Raw genomic sequence first — 16059 nt, 5'->3', positions numbered from 1 at the left:
GCACGGCCCATGGTCACCTTCAGCGAGGCCCAGGTCATGGCGTGGATCTCGCCGTGGCTGTGGCCTTTCTTCAGGGTGCTGGGCCTGTTCACGGCCGCGCCGGTGTTCTCGATGCGCACGGTGCCGCGGCGGGTGCGCGTGGGCCTGGCCATCCTGATCGTGCTGTGCGCCCAGCCCTCCTTGCCCGAGATGCCGGTGATCCCGCTGGATTCGCCCATCGCGCTGATGGTGGTGCTGCAGCAGTTGCTGATCGGCGTGACCATCGGTTTTGCGGCCCGCGTGATCTTCGCGGCCATCGAGTTCGCCGGTGAAATCATCGGTCTACAGATGGGCTTGAACTTCGCGGCCTTCTTCGATCCGATGTCCGGTTCTCAGGCCACCGCCGTCAGCCGCTTCTACGGCACCATCGCGGCCTGGCTTTTCGTGGTGATGAACGGCCACCTGCTGCTGACCTCGGCCGTGGTGGGCAGCTTCACGGTCTTTCCGATCGCGCCCGAGCCGCTGGCCTTCATCCGTACCTTGCAGCCGCAGGTGTGGGGTGCCGAGGTCTTCCGCCTGGGCTTGTGGGTGTCCCTGCCCATCGTGGCCATGCTCACCCTGGTGAACATCGTGATGGGCCTGATCGCCCGCGTTGCGCCCCAGATGAACATCTTCTCGGTGGGCTTTCCAATGTCCATCGGCGTGGGCATCACCGGGCTGTGGCTCACCCTGCCGATGATGCAGGCGCCGTTCACGGCGGCGCTGGAGCGCATGCTGGGCTTTTTCCGGTAGGTGCGCGGGCTGCGCGGGCATGAAAAAACGGGCCCGTGGGCCCGTTTTTCATCTGGGTGCCGCGCGATCAGGCTTGCCCGGATCCGCTGCGCACCTTCACGCGGCGGCGGGCAGCCACCGTACCCAGGATGATCAGGCCGCCAGCCAGCATCGCCTGTGTGCTGGGTTCGGGCACGGCGGTGGGGATGCTGAACTTGGCGATGTAGGCCCCGCCACCGCCAAAGGTGCCGCTGAGCAAGCCACCCGCGATCCCGCTGACCGTGGCGGTGTAAGTACCGGCATTCAGCGAGCCGCTCCAGAACAGCGACTGGGCGGGGTCATACCCCGCCGCCTTCAGGGTGAGCGCGTAGGCCGCCGTGGCCGGGTCGCTGTAAAGGTTGATGCCCAGTTGTGCGGCAGTCTTGCCGGAGCCGACCAGGATGTTGGTGCTGTCGAACAGGCTGACCTGCACGCCATGGGTGCCTACCCACAAGGCAGAAATATCCAGCGGGTTGTAGGGCAGCACCCAGATGAACGAGTCGGTGGTGGCCGCTACCGAGAAACTGAACGTGTCGGAGAATGCGCCGGCACCCTGGATGATCGGATCCGTCTTGTAGTACGGCTCGGCGGTGGGCGTGTCCACGGTGTAATTGGCGGCCAAAGCGCTGGAGGCAAGGGCCAGCGCGCCCAGGCCGGCCGCGAGGGGCCGTGCGATCGTCTTTAGCATGGGATGCTCCGAAGGTGCTGCAGCTTGTAAGTTGGTATAACCAACACCGTTAAATTAACACATTCGTAAAAACCTGTATCCATCGATATGGTGGGACCAGGTGCCTACAATCCCGGCCCATGGCCACGAAACCTCTGTCTGCTCCCAACGCCGGTTACGGCGAATCGTCCATCCGCGTTCTCAAGGGCCTGGAGCCCGTCAAGCAGCGCCCGGGCATGTACACCCGCACGGACAATCCGCTGCACATCATCCAGGAGGTGATCGACAACGCCGCCGACGAGGCCCTCGCAGGTTTTGGCAAGCGCATCGCGGTCACCCTGCACACGGATGGATCGATCAGCGTCGAGGACGAGGGGCGGGGCATCCCGTTCGGCATGCACCCTGAAGAAGGCGTGTCCGTGGTTGAGATCGTGTTCACCCGCCTGCACGCGGGGGGCAAATTCGACAAGGGTTCGGGCGGTGCCTACAGCTTCTCCGGCGGCCTTCATGGCGTGGGTGTGAGCGTGACGAATGCGCTGTCCACGCGACTGCAGGTGACGGTGTGGCGCGACAAGCAGGTGGCGCAACTGGCCTTCGGTGGCGGTGACGTGATCGAGCCGGTCACAGTGCGGCCCGCAGCCAGCGGCGACCGCAAGAACGGCACGGCCGTGCGTGCCTGGCCCGATCCCAAGTACTTTGAAAGCGCAGAGCTGCCCAAGGGCGAGCTGGTGCACATGCTGCGCAGCAAGGCCGTGCTGATGCCCGGCGTGACCATCACGCTCACGCACGAGAAAACCGGCGAGACGCAGACCTGGCTGTACAAAGGCGGCCTGCGCGACTACTTGACGCAGACGCTCAATGCCGACCCGGTGATTCCGCTGTTTGAAGGCGAACAGTACGCCAGTGGCAGCGAGACGGAGAACTTCGCAGAGGGCGAGGGCGCGGCCTGGTGCGTGGCCTTCACGGAAGAAGGCGCGCCGATGCGCGAGAGCTATGTCAATCTGATTCCCACGGTGGCCGGCGGCACCCATGAATCGGGCTTGAAGGACGGGCTGTTCCAGGCTGTGAAGGGCTTCATCGAGATGCACGCGCTCAGTCCCAAGGGTGTGAAACTGATGCCCGACGATGTGTTCTCGCGCGCCAGCTTCGTGCTGAGCGCCAAGGTGCTCGACCCTCAGTTCCAGGGCCAGACCAAGGAACGCCTGAACAGCCGTGATGCGCTCCGCCTGGTCAGCACCTACGTGAAGCCGGCGCTCGAGCTGTGGCTGAACCAGCATGTGGATCACGGCAAGAAGCTGGCGGATCTGGTCATCAAGCAGGCGCAGGCGCGGCAGCGCGCTGGCCAGAAGGTGGAAAAGAAGAAGGGTTCCGGCGTGGCCGTGCTGCCCGGCAAGCTCACCGATTGCGAGAGCCGCGACATCAGCCTGAACGAAGTCTTCCTGGTCGAGGGCGATTCAGCAGGTGGCAGTGCCAAGATGGGCCGTGACAAGGAAACTCAGGCCATCCTGCCGCTGCGCGGCAAGGTGCTCAATGCCTGGGAAGTCGAGCGGGATCTGCTCTTCAAGAACAACGAGATCCACGACATCTCTGTGGCCATCGGTGTTGATCCACATGGCCCGAACGACACACCGGACCTGTCCGGCCTGCGCTACGGCAAGGTCTGCATCTTGTCGGACGCCGACGTGGACGGCTCGCACATCCAGGTGCTGCTGCTGACGCTGTTCTTCCGCCACTTCCCCAAGCTGATCGAAACCGGCCACATCTACGTGGCGCGCCCGCCGCTCTACCGTGTGGATGCGCCTGCGCGGGGCAAAAAGCCTGCAGCCAAGATCTATGCGCTGGACGATGGTGAATTGCACGCCATCCTGGACAAGCTTCGCAAGGAAGGCTGCCGCGAAGGCGCCTGGAGCATCGGCCGCTTCAAGGGCCTGGGCGAGATGAACGCCGAGCAGCTGTGGGACACCACGCTGAATCCCGAGACGCGCCGGTTGTTGCCGGTGGCCTATGGCGAGCCGGGTTTCGAATCCACCGAAGGTTCGTTCAACAAGCTGATGGGCAAGGGTGAGGCTGCCTCGCGCCGCGAGCTGATGGAGCTGCACGGCGACGCGGTCGAGATCGACATCTGACCGGGGCGGGCTGGCGCCGCACGTAGGCGCTGGCCTACAGCACGGCGGGTGCTGTGCTGATGTCGGGGGGAGATGGGCAAGCCTACAGTGTGGACTGTCGTCCACCAAGGAGCCGATCATGATTCAGAAGTCAGCCAGCGTGCACTGGGAAGGCCAGGGCAAGGCCGGGCAGGGCCAGATCTCCACCGAGACCGGTGCCCTTAAAAACCACCCCTATGGCTTCGGGTCGCGCTTCGAGGATGACCGCAAAGGCAGCAATCCTGAAGAGTTGCTGGGCGCAGCACACGCCGCCTGCTTCACGATGGCGTTTTCGTTCGCCTGTGCCGCCAAGGGCTTTGACACGCGCCAGGCAGACACCAAGGCCACCGTGCATCTCAACAAGGTGGGCGATGGCTATCGCATCGACCGGATTGATCTGGAACTCAACGCTCGCATCCCGGGCATCGACGCACAGACGTTCCAGCAATTGGCGGTGCAGGCCAAGAACACGTGCCCGCTGTCACGGGCCCTGGCTTCGGTTCCGCAGATCACCCTGATTGCCAACTTGCTGGCCGACGAGTGAGGCGGCATGGCTGAATGGCCATGGTTGGCTCTTCATGTAGGTCATAGCGCAGCGTGGAGCCGATGGTGCTCCTGAAGGTACTGCAATCGAGCGAGCAGGCTAGCTTCGAGGGCATCCGCATGTCCTCGGACCAGTTCGTCAACCGGTGCATGCCGGGACATCATGACCTTCTCCGCGACGCCAGCAAGTTCATTCCGCTGGCGCGCACGCGGACCCGGACGGTTCGCTCAGCAGTGGACATGTCTGCGTACGCCCGCATGGTGGATGACTCCGGCGCTTGACCGTGCCAGGGGGGCGCAGTGGGTGGTCGCCGTAACAGGCAAAATACGCCTGCCCGCGAGAGGGCCCCCAGGCGGCATCATTGCCGCCGCCCCCCGAGGGATGATCAACTTGGGGTGGCCCGGCGTTTCCTCATGAGCCGACATCCATGTCCGAACAAACGACACTTGAATTCTCACAGCCGCCCAGCGATGGTGGCGAGTCCCTGACCCTGTCGCACTACGCCGAGCGTGCCTACCTGGAGTACGCGCTGAGCGTGGTCAAGGGCCGCGCCCTGCCCGATGTGTGCGATGGCCAGAAGCCCGTGCAGCGCCGCATCCTGTACGCGATGGACCGCATGGGCCTGGGCTTCTCCGGTACCAGTGGTCCCAAGCCGGTCAAGAGCGCCCGTGTGGTGGGCGATGTGCTGGGCAAATACCACCCGCACGGCGACACGGCCGCCTACGATGCCATGGTGCGCATGGCGCAGGATTTCGCGCTGCGCTACCCGCTGATCGACGGCCAGGGCAACTTCGGCAGCCGCGATGGCGACGGGGCTGCCGCGATGCGTTATACCGAGGCGCGCCTGGCCCCCATCGCCCGGCTATTGCTCGACGAGATCGACATGGGCACGGTCGATTTCATCGCCAACTACGATGGCTCGGCCGAAGAGCCGCGCCAACTGCCCGCTCGCCTGCCCTTCGTGCTGCTCAACGGCGCCAGCGGCATCGCCGTGGGCCTGGCCACCGAGATTCCCAGCCACAACCTGCGCGAGGTGGCCGCGGCGGCCGTGGCATTGATCAAGAACGACAAGCTGCCCGACGAAGAGTTGTATGGCCTGGTGCAGGGCCCCGATTTTCCGGGCGGCGGCCAGATCATCTCCAGCCCGCAGGACATCCAGGATGCCTACCGCACGGGCCGCGGCAGCCTGAAGGTGCGCGCCCGCTGGAAGATCGAGGACCTGGCGCGTGGCCAGTGGCAACTGGTCGTCACCGAGCTGCCGCATGGCACCAGCAGCCAGAAGGTGCTTGAAGAGATCGAGGAGCTGACCAACCCCAAGATCAAGACTGGCAAGAAGGCGCTGACAGCCGACCAGACCCAGCTCAAGACCACGATGCTGTCGGTGTTGGATGCGGTGCGTGACGAATCCAGCAAGGATGCCGCCGTGCGCCTGGTGTTCGAGCCCAAGACGCGCACCATCAGCCAGCAGGAGCTGATCACCACCTTGCTGGCGCACACCAGCCTGGAGAGCTCGGCCTCTGTCAACATGACCATGGTGGGCGCCGACGGCAAGCCCACGCAGAAGGGCCTGCGCCAGATCCTGCTGGAGTGGACGGGGTTCCGCATGCAGACGGTCACGCGCCGCACGCGTCACCGCCTGGGCAAGGTGCTCGACCGCATCCACATCCTTGAAGGCCGGCAGCTGGTGCTGCTCAACATCGATGAAGTGATCCGAATCATCCGCGAGAGCGATGAGCCCAAGCCCGCGCTGATCGAGGCCTTCAAGCTCAGCGAGCGCCAGGCCGACGACATCCTCGACATCCGCCTGCGCCAGCTGGCCCGGCTGGAGGCGATCAAGATCGAGCAGGAGCTGTCCGAGCTGCGTACCGAACAAGGCAAGCTCGAAGAGATCCTGGGCAACCCCGCCACGCTCAAGCGCACGGTGATCAAGGAAATCGAGGCTGATGCCAAGCAGTATGGCGATGAACGCCGCACCCTGATCCAGGCCGAGAAGCGCGCCGTGGCCGAGGTGAAGGTGATCGACGAGCCCGTAACCGTGGTGATCAGCCTGAAAGGCTGGGTGCGCGCACGCACGGGCCATGGCCATGACGCGGCCAGCTTCGCCTTCAAGGCGGGTGATGGCCTGTACGGTACCTTCGAGTGCCGCACGGTCGATCCCATGATCGTGGTGGGCACCAATGGCCGTGTCTATAGCGTTCCCGTGAGCAGCCTGCCGGGTGCGCGTGGCGATGGACAGCCCATCACCACGATGATCGAGCTTGAATCGGGCACGCAACCGCTGCATTACCTGGCGGGCAACCCCGAACAGGTCCTGCTGCTGGCCAACACCGCGGGCTTCGGCCTGATGGCCAAGCTGGGTGATCTGGTGACACGCCAGAAGGGCGGCAAGGGCTTCCTCACGCTGGACGAAGGCAGCGTGGTGCTGGCCCCGGTGCTGGTGCAGGCGAAAGACACCCAGGTGGCCTGCCTGGCGCAAGACGGCCGTTTGCTGGTGTTCAGCCTGGACGAGCTCAAGCTGCAGTCCAACGGCGGTCGTGGTCTGACCCTGATGGACGTCGATGCCCAGAAGTCGCCGCTCGTGTCGGTGGCCACGGTGCACAACGGTGTGCGCGTGATCGGCTCCGGCCGCGGCGGCAAGCCCAAGGAAGAAGACGTGCGCAACAGTGCTTACACGGCCCACATCGGCAAGCGCGCCCGCAAGGGCAAGCAGGTCGATGGGCTGCAGAAGGTGATGCGCGTGGTCCCGATCACTGGCTGAGGCAAGCATCCGGAGATCCGGGTGTTTGGCGATCCCTCGCCCTAGGGGGGCGGTCGCTGGCGTGCGTTGGTATAAAGCCCTCTTTCCAGATCATTCAGGGGATGCCATGCGCACGTCTTTACGCTTATCGGCCTCGTTCTGGGCCTTGTTGACCACGTCCCTGGCTGCGCATGCCGACGCCCAGTTCACCTGGGGCGCGACGGCTGAAGAGAGCGCTTCCGGCACCTACAACTACCTCCAGGCCGAGTCCCCGTACACTGACTTCTCCACGGGTGGCACGCGTGGCGTGATCTCGGGCCAGGTATCAGCCACCGTCGATGCGTGGGCCAACCCAGGCACGGGGCTGTTCAAGGCCATCACCTCCGCCACCACGGGGGCAGGTGGCATCAACGACATCGCCGAGTCGTACGCCCGCCTGGATGTGACGGACACGATCCGTCTGAGCGGCCCTGGCGCAACCGCCACGCTGACCATCACGATGGACTACGACACGGTGATCTCGGGGCTCGGGCTCAACGGCAGCCAGACCGCTGGTGATCCTCCGCGCTTCCAGCAGACCCAGTCAAGCCGGGCCGTGTTTCTCAGCTACGAGAAGATCAACCCGGATTACGATCCCACGGCCACCTGCATCGACTACGGCTCGGAAGGCACCTGGTGCCCTCCAGAGGCTCAGCAAACCTTGACCATTGATGAGGCCGCGGGCAAGGAGGTCTTCCGCGAGTGGGCCCTGGGCGGACCGAACGGCAGCTACTCCAACGGCGATGCGGTCAATGGCCGCACCAGCGGCCAGGTCACGCTGACCCTGGAGGTGCCCACCGACACGGACATCTCGCTGCTGTTCCAGCTCTACAACGGATCACGGTGCTTCCGCCTGGCCGGATGCTCCGTGACCACCGATGCGAGCCATTCCGACTACCTGGGCATTTCCCTGGCCGATGGCTACAGCTTCACATCCTCAAGCGGTTATCGCTACCTGGGCCTTGCCGCTGCCGTGCCCGAGCCGTCGTCTTGGGCCCTGACCTTGACAGGACTGGCCGCGGTTGGCTGGTGGGCACGTCGCCGCCGCGCTGCTGTCACGCCCGCACCACGGTGACCGAGCATTGCGCCTCGGCCACCACCTGGGCGCTCACGCTGCCCAGGTAGCGCCGCAGGCTGGAGTTGCCGCGTGCGCCCATCACGATGTGGTCCACCTGGTTCTTGGTGGCGAAGTCCACGATGGCCACGGCCGTGTCGGGTGATTCGAGCACGTGAAAGGTCAACCGCTGTTCGTCCATGGCCAGCGCCTGCTGCAATGGCCTTGCCCAGTGGCGTATGGCCACCAGTTGCTTGACGTGCAGGCTGTGGCCCTCGTCATCGGTCAGCTTGTCCATGCCGACGCGGTTGATCTTCATCACGCTGACGCAGGCCAGGCGTGCGCCGGGCTCGATCATCAGGATGCGCCGGACGGTCGCCAGCAACTTGGCATCCAGCGCAGGCGTTGAATTGCGCACCCCGATGGCGACCATGATGATGGGGCTGCGCTCCAACTGCTTGGCCACCGAAGTCTCGGGGGCAGGCTCATGGCCAATGGCCTTGAACCAACGCCTTAGTTTGCCCAGCCTGCCGGTGGTGCGCACTTTCTCTGCGCGTGGGGTCAGGGGGATCTGAGCCGGGTTCTGCAGATCCAGAGCCAACTGGGCTGCGCTCTGGTAGCGCCGTTCGGGGCTCACTTCCAGGCAGCGCAGCACCACCTCCTGGAACCAGGCGGGCAAGCTGGGCACCAGCGCCCTGGGCGGCACCGGCTCGGTGTACAAGCGCTTGCGCAAGCCCGACACGCTGCTGGGCTGGCCGAAGGGTCGCTCGCCGGTGGCCAGGTGGTACATCAGCACCCCCAGGGCAAACAGGTCGCTGCGCGGGTCGTTGCGCACGAACTGCACCTGCTCGGGTGACATGTAGGGACCGGTGCCCATCGGCAACTCGAACTCTTCTTCCAAGAGGTCGGGCAACTGGTCGTGGCGTGACAACCCGAAATCCACCAGCACAGCCTCTCCGCTGTCGCGGAACATGATGTTGCTGGGCTTGATGTCGAGATGCACCACATGCTGGGCATGCACGGCGTGCAGGGCCTGGGCCACTCTTGCACCGATGCGGGCCACCTCGTCAACGGGCAGTGGTGCCATGTCAAAACGCGGCTTGAGCGTGTCGCCTGCCACGTGCTCCATCACGATGTAGGGCTGGCGGGTGAAATCGCCTCTTGCGACGTAGCATGGGACATGAGGGCCGGTCAGGCGCGGCATGATCATCTGCTCGACCTCGAAGCCGACGATGGTGGCCGGGTCCTCGCCGCCCTTGAAGCGGGGCACCTTCATGATCAGGGGCAGGCCTTGCTCTTCAGCGGGCACGGGCCCGATGCGTCGCACGGACCACAGCGTGGCCATGCCGCCCTGGTGCAGGCGTTCGATCAGCTCGAAGTCATCAAGCTGCATGCCCGCCTCCAGGCGAAGCCTGGGGCCTTGCGATTCACCGGCCATGGTGCAGTCGGTGCGCCATCATCTCGGGCAGGCCCGCCTGGATGATGCGCTGGGCAGCCTCTTCATGGTCATAGGGTACCCGCTGGAAGGTCAGTGAGTCCTGCTCGTCGTCGTAGAGCGCATAGCAGGCGGCGGGGTTGCCGTCCCGTGGCTGCCCCACCGAGCCGGGGATGGCCAACCAGCGCCGGGCCCGCGAGAGGGGGATGGCAACGCCTGGCACCGGCTCGAACTCACCGGCCTTGCCGGTGCCCGACAGGTGATACAGGCGAGGCTCGTGCATGTGACCGCAGAACACCAGGTGCGCCTCGGTGGCGTACAGGCTGCGCATGGCCTCCATGCGCCCGTGGATGTAGCCCCATTCGGCCGGGGCGTGTGCGTTGGCATGTGCTGCCAGGCAATCCCCGAAGGAGGCCATCAGGGGCAGGCTGGAAAGAAAGGCGCACTGTTCGGCGCTCACCCGCTGGCGCGTCCAGTTCAGGCTGAGCTGGACCTGGCCATGCATGCCCTCGTGAGCACCCACCACCACCGCATCATCGTGGTTGCCTCGCACCGCCACGGCGCCTTCGGCCACCCGCTGCTGCACGAACTCGATCGTCCAGCCAGGGTCGGCGCCGTAGTCCACATAGTCGCCCAGCAGCACGAGCCGGTCGAAGCCCTCCGCCTGCGCATGCTCCCAGACAGCCTCTGTGGCTTGGCGGTTGGCGTGCAGGTCAGAAAACAGGGCGAACTTCATGGCAGGGGACACGAGCGGTGTGGTCCGCCAGTGTAGACATGCCTGAGGTCAGCCGTGCGGTGAAGGGTGGTGCAGCCTCAGATCGTCTCCCAGTCGCCCTCCGGCACCGGCTGCTGCGCACGCGCGTCGGTCACGGCGGGCTGCGCACGGTTGGGGGCCAGGGCCTTGGGCCGCGCCGCCTGTGGCCGGCTGACGGGAGCTGGTGCGAGCAACGGGGGCTCATGGTGGCCGCTGCTGGCCTGCTTGGCCTGCCGTCGCAGCGCCACTGCATCGGGCATGGCCTGTTGCTGATGGGCATCGATGCGGAACACCTGCACCGTGGACGACACCACCTGGGCGCGGCTGGCCAGGGCCATGGACGAGGCCGAGATCTGCTCCACCGCTGCCGCGTTCTGCTGCGTGATGGTGTCCAGCTGCGCGATGGCGCTGTTGATCTGCGAAATGCCGGTGAGCTGTTCGCTGGCCCCGTGGCTGATCACCTCGACCAGCGAGCCGACCTGCTCGACCGACTTCAGCGCCTCGGCCATGGTCGACTTGGCGGTTTCCGTCAGGCGGCTGCCGGCGCTGATCTTCTCAGCCGAATCGGTGATGAGCTGCTTGACCTCCTTGGCTGCCGAGGCGGTGCGTTGCGCCAGGGCCCGCACCTCGGAGGCCACGACCGCGAAGCCACGCCCCTGCTCGCCGGCCCGGGCGGCTTCCACCGCAGCATTGAGCGCCAGGATGTTGGTCTGGAACGCGATGCTGTCGATGACCTGGATGATTTCGTTGATGCGCCGGGAGGAGTCCTCGATCGCCGCCATCATCTGCGTCACGTCGTCCACGGCGGCGCTGCTGCGCTGCGTGACGGCGGTGGTCTCGTGCGCGAGCGACGCGGCCTGCCTGGCCGTGTCGGAGGTGGTGCGCACGGTGCCGGTGATCTGCTCCATCGAGGCCGCGGTTTGCTGCAGGTTGCTGGCCTGCGTTTCGGTGCGGGCGGACAAGTCCTGGTTGCCGGAGGCGATCTCTTCCGTGGCCACCATCATCTGGTTGACCTCGTTGCGGGCATCGCGAACGATGGAGCGCAGGTTCACGTTGAGCTGGTTGAGCGACTGCGCGAGCTTGCCCACCAGGCCCTTGCCACCCGATTCGATGTCGGCGGTGAGGTCGCCGGCAGCCATGCGATTGGCGCGTACCAGCAAGCCTTCGAGCGGCTTGAGCATCAACGTGCGGATGACCAGGCTGGCGATCACGCCCAGCGCGACGACCAGCAGCGCCCCGATCAGCACTTCGATCACATTGAGCTCGGACAGGCCGCCAGCCGACACCGCGCCTGCCGCGTAGGCCACCACGGCCGTCAGCAGGCTGATCAGCATCATCTGGCCCAGCAGGCCCAGCCGGGTGCCTTCACGCAGCTTGCCCAGTGCATCGGAGCGCACCACGTGGCCGCTGTCCAGCCGGTGGAGCAGGCTGCCGCTTTCCTTCTCCGCGCGCATGGTGGTGTAGAGCTGCTCTGCCGCCTGTACATCAGCTCGGGCGGGTTGCGTGCGCACCGACATGTAGCCCATGGGTCGGTCGTTTTCCATCAAAGGGGTGACGTTGGCCTTGACCCAGTAGAAGCTGCCGTCCTTGCGGCGGTTCTTGACCATGCCCGACCACGGCTGCCCCGAGGCGATGGTGGACCACATGTCGCGGAAGGCTTCTTCCGGCATGTCGGGGTGGCGGATCATGTTGTGGGGCTGGCCCAGCAGTTCTTCGCGCGTGTAGCCACTGACCAGGATGAACGCGGGGTTGCAGTAATTGATGCGCCCCTTGAGGTCTGTGGTCGATACCAGTGTTTCACCAGGCGGAAAGGGATACTCGTGCTGAGACACGGGCAAATTGACGCGCATAGGGCCTCCTGAACATCGTTGACATGACGCAGGGTTTACGGCGTGTGTCGTCCCTGCTGCGACCTGCCTATTAAAAGGCACCTTTGGAAGATAGGGCTTCCGGACAATGGGTATTGTGTGCTGGATTGCCATGAAAAGGTGGCAATTTCGGAGATTCAAAACCAGGTTCATCTCCCGGCTTTAAAGCTCGTTCACAATACTAGAGTGGTTGCTTGGCAACTTCCATCGCAATTTCTATCGCAATTGCACACCCAACGTGAAGACCCCAGAACAAGAAGCGGTGCTGCGCTCCATCCGCAAACTGATCGATTTTTGGCGCATTTCCCCTGAGGAACTCGAATTTGAGGCATCCGGCATGCCGTCGGTTCTGCCCGAAGTCGTGATGCCCGCCGGGCCGAAATACCGCCACCCGGTGTCAGGCGATACCTGGGATGGTCAAGGCTCACAGCCTGAATGGTTGAAAGAGGCCTTGACCCGGGGCGGCTACACCGTCGATGAATTGCGCTGTGCCAGTCCTGAATCATTCAGGCTCGAGCATTGATCGCGCGCCCGCCGCATCACTTTGAGAACCCTTGACCCGGGGTTTTACAAATCGTCACACCCTGCCGTGCGCCAGGGTGGGGTGAAATACGCTTTTTTGACGGTGTGGTAAGCCCCGGGCATCAGGGGTTCGGGTCTGTATGCGCTACAAAAATGACCGATCGATCCTGGCTTGGTGGACCATCCTGGGCTTGGGCCTGGGATTGATCGTTCTGTCGGCCTTGCTGTGGGTCACTCAAGGGAGTCCGGAGGCCCGACACCGAGCCCTGGAACGTGATCTTGAACGGCTGGCCCCGATCGTGTCCGAGCTCAGTTCGGGAATGGTGCCCGACGCGGAAATGCTGCAGCGGGTCGATGACAGCGGACTGGCGCCGCTGCTCCAGGCCCTGATGGATGCTTCCCGGCGACGCCAGCAGGCGCTGCATGCCTACCAGACGCAGATCGAAGCCGTGGGCTTGGGCGACGGGCTGACGCCGTCGACCCTGGTGGTGCCATCCGGGCGCCACAGCGTTCGCCAGAAACTCGATCAACTGCGTACCGCGCTCGACGACCTGAATCGCCAGAACATCGCCATCCAGTCCCGGCTGGACGAATCCCTGGCGCAATGGCTGGCGCAGGCGCCCGGTTGGGACGAGCCCGAGAGGCGCCAGGCCCTGCTGCACACGTCGGCCGGCGCGCAGTCCACGATGGAGGCCTTCTTCGAGGTGGAGCGCGGCATCGTGGCGCAGGTGGACGGTTTGCTGGCGCATCTGGACAAAGTGGGCTCGGGCGTGACGCTCGAGAATGGCGTCCAGCAGGAGCTGGTGTTCAGCAAGTCGGCCGATCTGGGGTTCTACCGGGCCACCTTGCTCAAGCTGGGCGAACTCGGGCGCCAGGAGCAGCAGTTGCTGGCCCAGGCCCAGCAGACGGGCGGCCAGCATGCACGGCAAGTGGCCCACTGGCTGACAGCAGCCTCTGCGCATGCTGCTCGCTGATCAACTGGCACGGCGGGCTCATTGCTCAATCTGAGCGACAGGGCTGCTCAACCATCGCCCAGATCCGGGAACAAGGCCTTCTTGATGATGGCGTGCACACCAAGATTGCCATCGACCACCTGGGTGATGCCGAAGTCCACGCCCACGGACATCAGCGAGACGGCCTCGTCCTCACTGAGCGCGTGGGCCTGCATCAGGTAGTGGCGCGCCTTGCGGAAGGCGTCCAGCATGGCCGCGTCCAGCGATGACTTCTGGTAGACCTGGGTCTGCGCCTGCGGGCCCAGCTCGGCGAAGTGATCAGGAAAGCTGAAGCCGTGCAGCACCCATTCGTCGGGCGTTTCCAGGAAGGGGTAGTGCAGGTCGGCCATGAAGCTGCCCGCCAGTTCGGCCTTCTTGTGCAGCACCAGCTGGAACACGCCGGTCAGCGAGCATTCGATGGCGGTACCGCATACCTCTGAATCGCCCTGCGAGGCATGCGGATCACCCACCGAGAACAAGGCGCCCTCGGCCGACACCGGCAAGAAAAGCTGTGTGCCCTTGCCGGCGCGCCAGTTGTCCAGGTTGCCGCCGAAGTAGCCGGGTGGCACCGAATCAACCAGGCCCTGCTCGCGCGGGGCCACGGCCAGCACACCGAAGTGCGGCCGAATGGGCACGCGCACCTTGGCCAGCACGCCGTGGTTCTTCGTCACCGTGGCCGGGTCCACCAGCACGCCGGGGTAGTCGATGGTGTCGTGGCGCACGCCGAACGGGTCGGTCTGGGGTGTCCAGCGGTAGTTGTAGACGGCCTTGGCGTGCGGGTGCTCGGGAGACGGGTCGATCTCGTAGATGGTGACGACCTCGCGCTGCTTGGGCTCGGTCAGCATGTCCTTGTAATGGAAGCCCCACCAGGCCGCGGCGTTGCTGCCGAAGATGCGGCCATGGTGGTTGGGGTGGCAGCTGGCGCGCGGCACGATGTCCAGGATGCGCACCTCCAGCACATCGCCAGGCTCGGCCCCATGCACGTAGATGGGGCCGGTGCAGATGTGCACGCCAAAGCCTTCACCGGCACCACGCCCGTAGATGGAGGCGTCCATGGGGCCGGCGCCACGACGGTCCACGGCTTTTTTCTCGGCCGTCCAGTGGAAGACGCTTTCGGCGCCCGGGTCGCCATCGATCATGCGTTCGCGGTCGTCGCTGGCGTGCTGGGTGAGTGTCTCGATGGTGACGATGTCGCCCGAGCGCACGGACAGCACCGGCTTGATGCCACGGCCGAAGTAGCCCCAGTGCACGGTCTTGTCGGACACCGGCACGTAGTAGTGGTTGGGCAGGGGCTCGCCTGGCGACGCGGCCGTGCTTTGCAGCGGCGCGGCACGCTTGGGCGACAGGGCCAGGGCCGTCGCGTATCGGGCGTGGTCGCTCAGCACGTTCTGGAACTGATGGCGGCGCGCGTCGCTGCCTTGTTCATCGGTGGGCGGCAGCGCAGCCGGGGCCTTGGCAGTGTCACGCAACGCGGGTCTGGGCGCGGGCGGCTGGGCTGGTCGGCCTCGGCGCAAGCTGTCATCGGCCTCTTTGGGTGGTTCGGCCCGGTAGGCCTTGGGCGTCTGGCCGTAGCGCGTGCTGAAGGCCCTGCTGAAATGCGCGGCGTCCTTGAAGCCCCAGCGGAAGCACAGCTCCGAGATGGTGATGTGGGCCAGTGACGGGTTGGCCAGGTCCAGCCGGCAACGCTCCAGCCGGCGTGATTTGAGGTAGTCGCTGAAGGTGGTCGAGCCCACCTGGAACAGCTTCTGGATGTAGCGGATGGACAGGTCCTCCAGCCGCCCGATGTCGTCGATCTGCAGTTCGGCATCGCCCAGGTGCGATTCGATGGCGCGGCACACGCGGCGCAGGTGGCCCAACTGCACGGAAGTGCTGTCTTCCGTCTGCCCGGCCTGGGCGCGGTGCTCCTGGCGCGACAGGCAGGCCACCAGCAGTTCTGTCAACGTGGCCTCCAGCGGCGGCAATTCGTTTCGGCCCAGGTGCTCCAGCTCATCTGCGATGGAGCGTGTGAGGGTGAGGCAGACCGCGCCCACCCCGCTGCGCGTGTCGATCTTGTTGAGCTCCTGGCCGCAGGTGCGCACCAGGCGCAGGATGAAGCTGGCCGACTCCAGCCGTGCGATCACGGCACGGAAGTCGGTGTGGAGCTCCACGCGCCAGGCGCGAGTCGGGTCCAGCACGATGATGTCGCCGGGCGAGAGGGCGATGCTCTCGTTGGCGTCGGCCACCAGGCCGCTGCCGTCCAGCAGGGTCAGCACCAGCACGGCATGGCCGTAGCGGCGCGCGTTGGCCGGGTGGGGCAGAAGCACCTGCGGCGACGAACTCAGCTTGGCGAAGACCGAGTCCAGCGCCGAGGTGCTGGTGGACACGTGCCCGTCCAGGGCCGGCTGGGATCGCCCGCCGGGGGCGCTGCTCAGCAGCACCTTCTCCAGCACCTCCGACCAGGCCGCCTGGCGCAGGTTGTCCGGAAAGGCGCTGGTCGAGAAGCGGCGCAGGTCGTTGAGCATCATGCGCTCCTTG

The 16059-nt window shown here is 65.3% G+C and carries 13 protein-coding genes; 8 read left to right on the top strand and 5 right to left on the bottom strand.

Annotated features, from left to right (window positions below; genetic code table 11):
* Window positions 1–9 precede the first annotated feature (9 nt).
* Window positions 10–771, top strand: coding sequence for a flagellar biosynthetic protein FliR (gene fliR / locus EIP75_RS02360; protein ID WP_125241637.1), 762 nt, complete (start codon window positions 10–12; stop codon window positions 769–771).
* A 67-nt stretch (window positions 772–838) separates the two neighbouring features.
* On the opposite strand, the gene EIP75_RS02355 is transcribed toward fliR, so the two are convergent.
* Entirely contained in the window at window positions 839–1477 is a 639-nt protein-coding gene (locus tag EIP75_RS02355; protein WP_125241636.1) for a PEP-CTERM sorting domain-containing protein, read from the bottom strand.
* A 119-nt stretch (window positions 1478–1596) separates the two neighbouring features.
* Between EIP75_RS02355 and EIP75_RS02350 the strand changes: the two genes are divergently transcribed.
* From EIP75_RS02350 to EIP75_RS02330, 5 genes are all read left to right on the top strand, one after another.
* The gene (locus tag EIP75_RS02350) at window positions 1597–3582 is read left to right on the top strand and encodes a DNA topoisomerase IV subunit B (RefSeq protein WP_125241635.1); all 1986 of its coding nucleotides are present in this window, start codon (window positions 1597–1599) and stop codon (window positions 3580–3582) included.
* A 118-nt stretch (window positions 3583–3700) separates the two neighbouring features.
* The gene (locus EIP75_RS02345; RefSeq protein ID WP_125241634.1) at window positions 3701–4144 is read left to right on the top strand and encodes an OsmC family protein; all 444 of its coding nucleotides are present in this window, start codon (window positions 3701–3703) and stop codon (window positions 4142–4144) included.
* A 62-nt stretch (window positions 4145–4206) separates the two neighbouring features.
* Window positions 4207–4425 carry a hypothetical protein gene (locus EIP75_RS02340; RefSeq protein ID WP_125241633.1) on the top strand — a complete coding sequence of 73 codons (219 nt, stop codon included), beginning with the start codon at window positions 4207–4209 and terminating at the stop codon, window positions 4423–4425.
* 146 nt (window positions 4426–4571) lie between these two features.
* The gene (parC, locus tag EIP75_RS02335; protein ID WP_125241632.1) at window positions 4572–6902 is read left to right on the top strand and encodes a DNA topoisomerase IV subunit A; all 2331 of its coding nucleotides are present in this window, start codon (window positions 4572–4574) and stop codon (window positions 6900–6902) included.
* A 106-nt stretch (window positions 6903–7008) separates the two neighbouring features.
* Window positions 7009–7995, top strand: a complete 987-nt coding sequence (locus EIP75_RS02330; RefSeq protein ID WP_125241631.1) for a PEP-CTERM sorting domain-containing protein — start codon at window positions 7009–7011, stop codon at window positions 7993–7995.
* Here the strand turns inward: EIP75_RS02330 and EIP75_RS02325 are convergent.
* From EIP75_RS02325 to EIP75_RS02315, 3 genes are all read right to left on the bottom strand, one after another.
* Complete coding sequence (locus EIP75_RS02325) at window positions 7976–9367, bottom strand: bifunctional serine/threonine-protein kinase/universal stress protein (RefSeq protein ID WP_233584642.1); 1392 nt, start codon at window positions 9365–9367, stop codon at window positions 7976–7978. The two genes, EIP75_RS02330 and EIP75_RS02325, sit on opposite strands and share 20 nt — an antisense overlap.
* A gap of 34 nt (window positions 9368–9401) precedes the next feature.
* A complete protein-coding gene (locus tag EIP75_RS02320; protein ID WP_125241629.1) occupies window positions 9402–10145 on the bottom strand; it encodes a metallophosphoesterase family protein in 744 nt (247 codons plus the stop codon).
* 77 nt (window positions 10146–10222) lie between these two features.
* Window positions 10223–12013, bottom strand: coding sequence for a methyl-accepting chemotaxis protein (locus tag EIP75_RS02315; RefSeq protein ID WP_125241628.1), 1791 nt, complete (start codon window positions 12011–12013; stop codon window positions 10223–10225).
* A 256-nt stretch (window positions 12014–12269) separates the two neighbouring features.
* Here EIP75_RS02315 and EIP75_RS02310 point away from each other — a divergent pair, with 256 nt between their 5' ends.
* Window positions 12270–12554: an H-NS histone family protein gene (locus EIP75_RS02310; RefSeq protein WP_233584641.1), complete on the top strand. Its 285-nt coding sequence runs from the start codon at window positions 12270–12272 to the stop codon at window positions 12552–12554.
* Between the two features lie 139 nt (window positions 12555–12693).
* A complete protein-coding gene (locus EIP75_RS02305) occupies window positions 12694–13527 on the top strand; it encodes a hypothetical protein (RefSeq protein WP_125241626.1) in 834 nt (277 codons plus the stop codon).
* Window positions 13528–13574: 47 nt separating this feature from the next.
* On the opposite strand, the gene EIP75_RS02300 is transcribed toward EIP75_RS02305, so the two are convergent.
* On the bottom strand, window positions 13575–16046 hold the full coding sequence (locus EIP75_RS02300) for an acetamidase/formamidase family protein (protein ID WP_125241920.1): 2472 nt from the start codon (window positions 16044–16046) through the stop codon (window positions 13575–13577).
* Window positions 16047–16059 lie beyond the last annotated feature (13 nt).

Source organism: Aquabacterium soli, assembly GCF_003933735.1.
Classification (GTDB): Bacteria; Pseudomonadota; Gammaproteobacteria; order Burkholderiales; family Burkholderiaceae_C; genus Aquabacterium; species Aquabacterium soli.
This window is presented reverse-complemented; position numbering and strand designations above follow the sequence as displayed.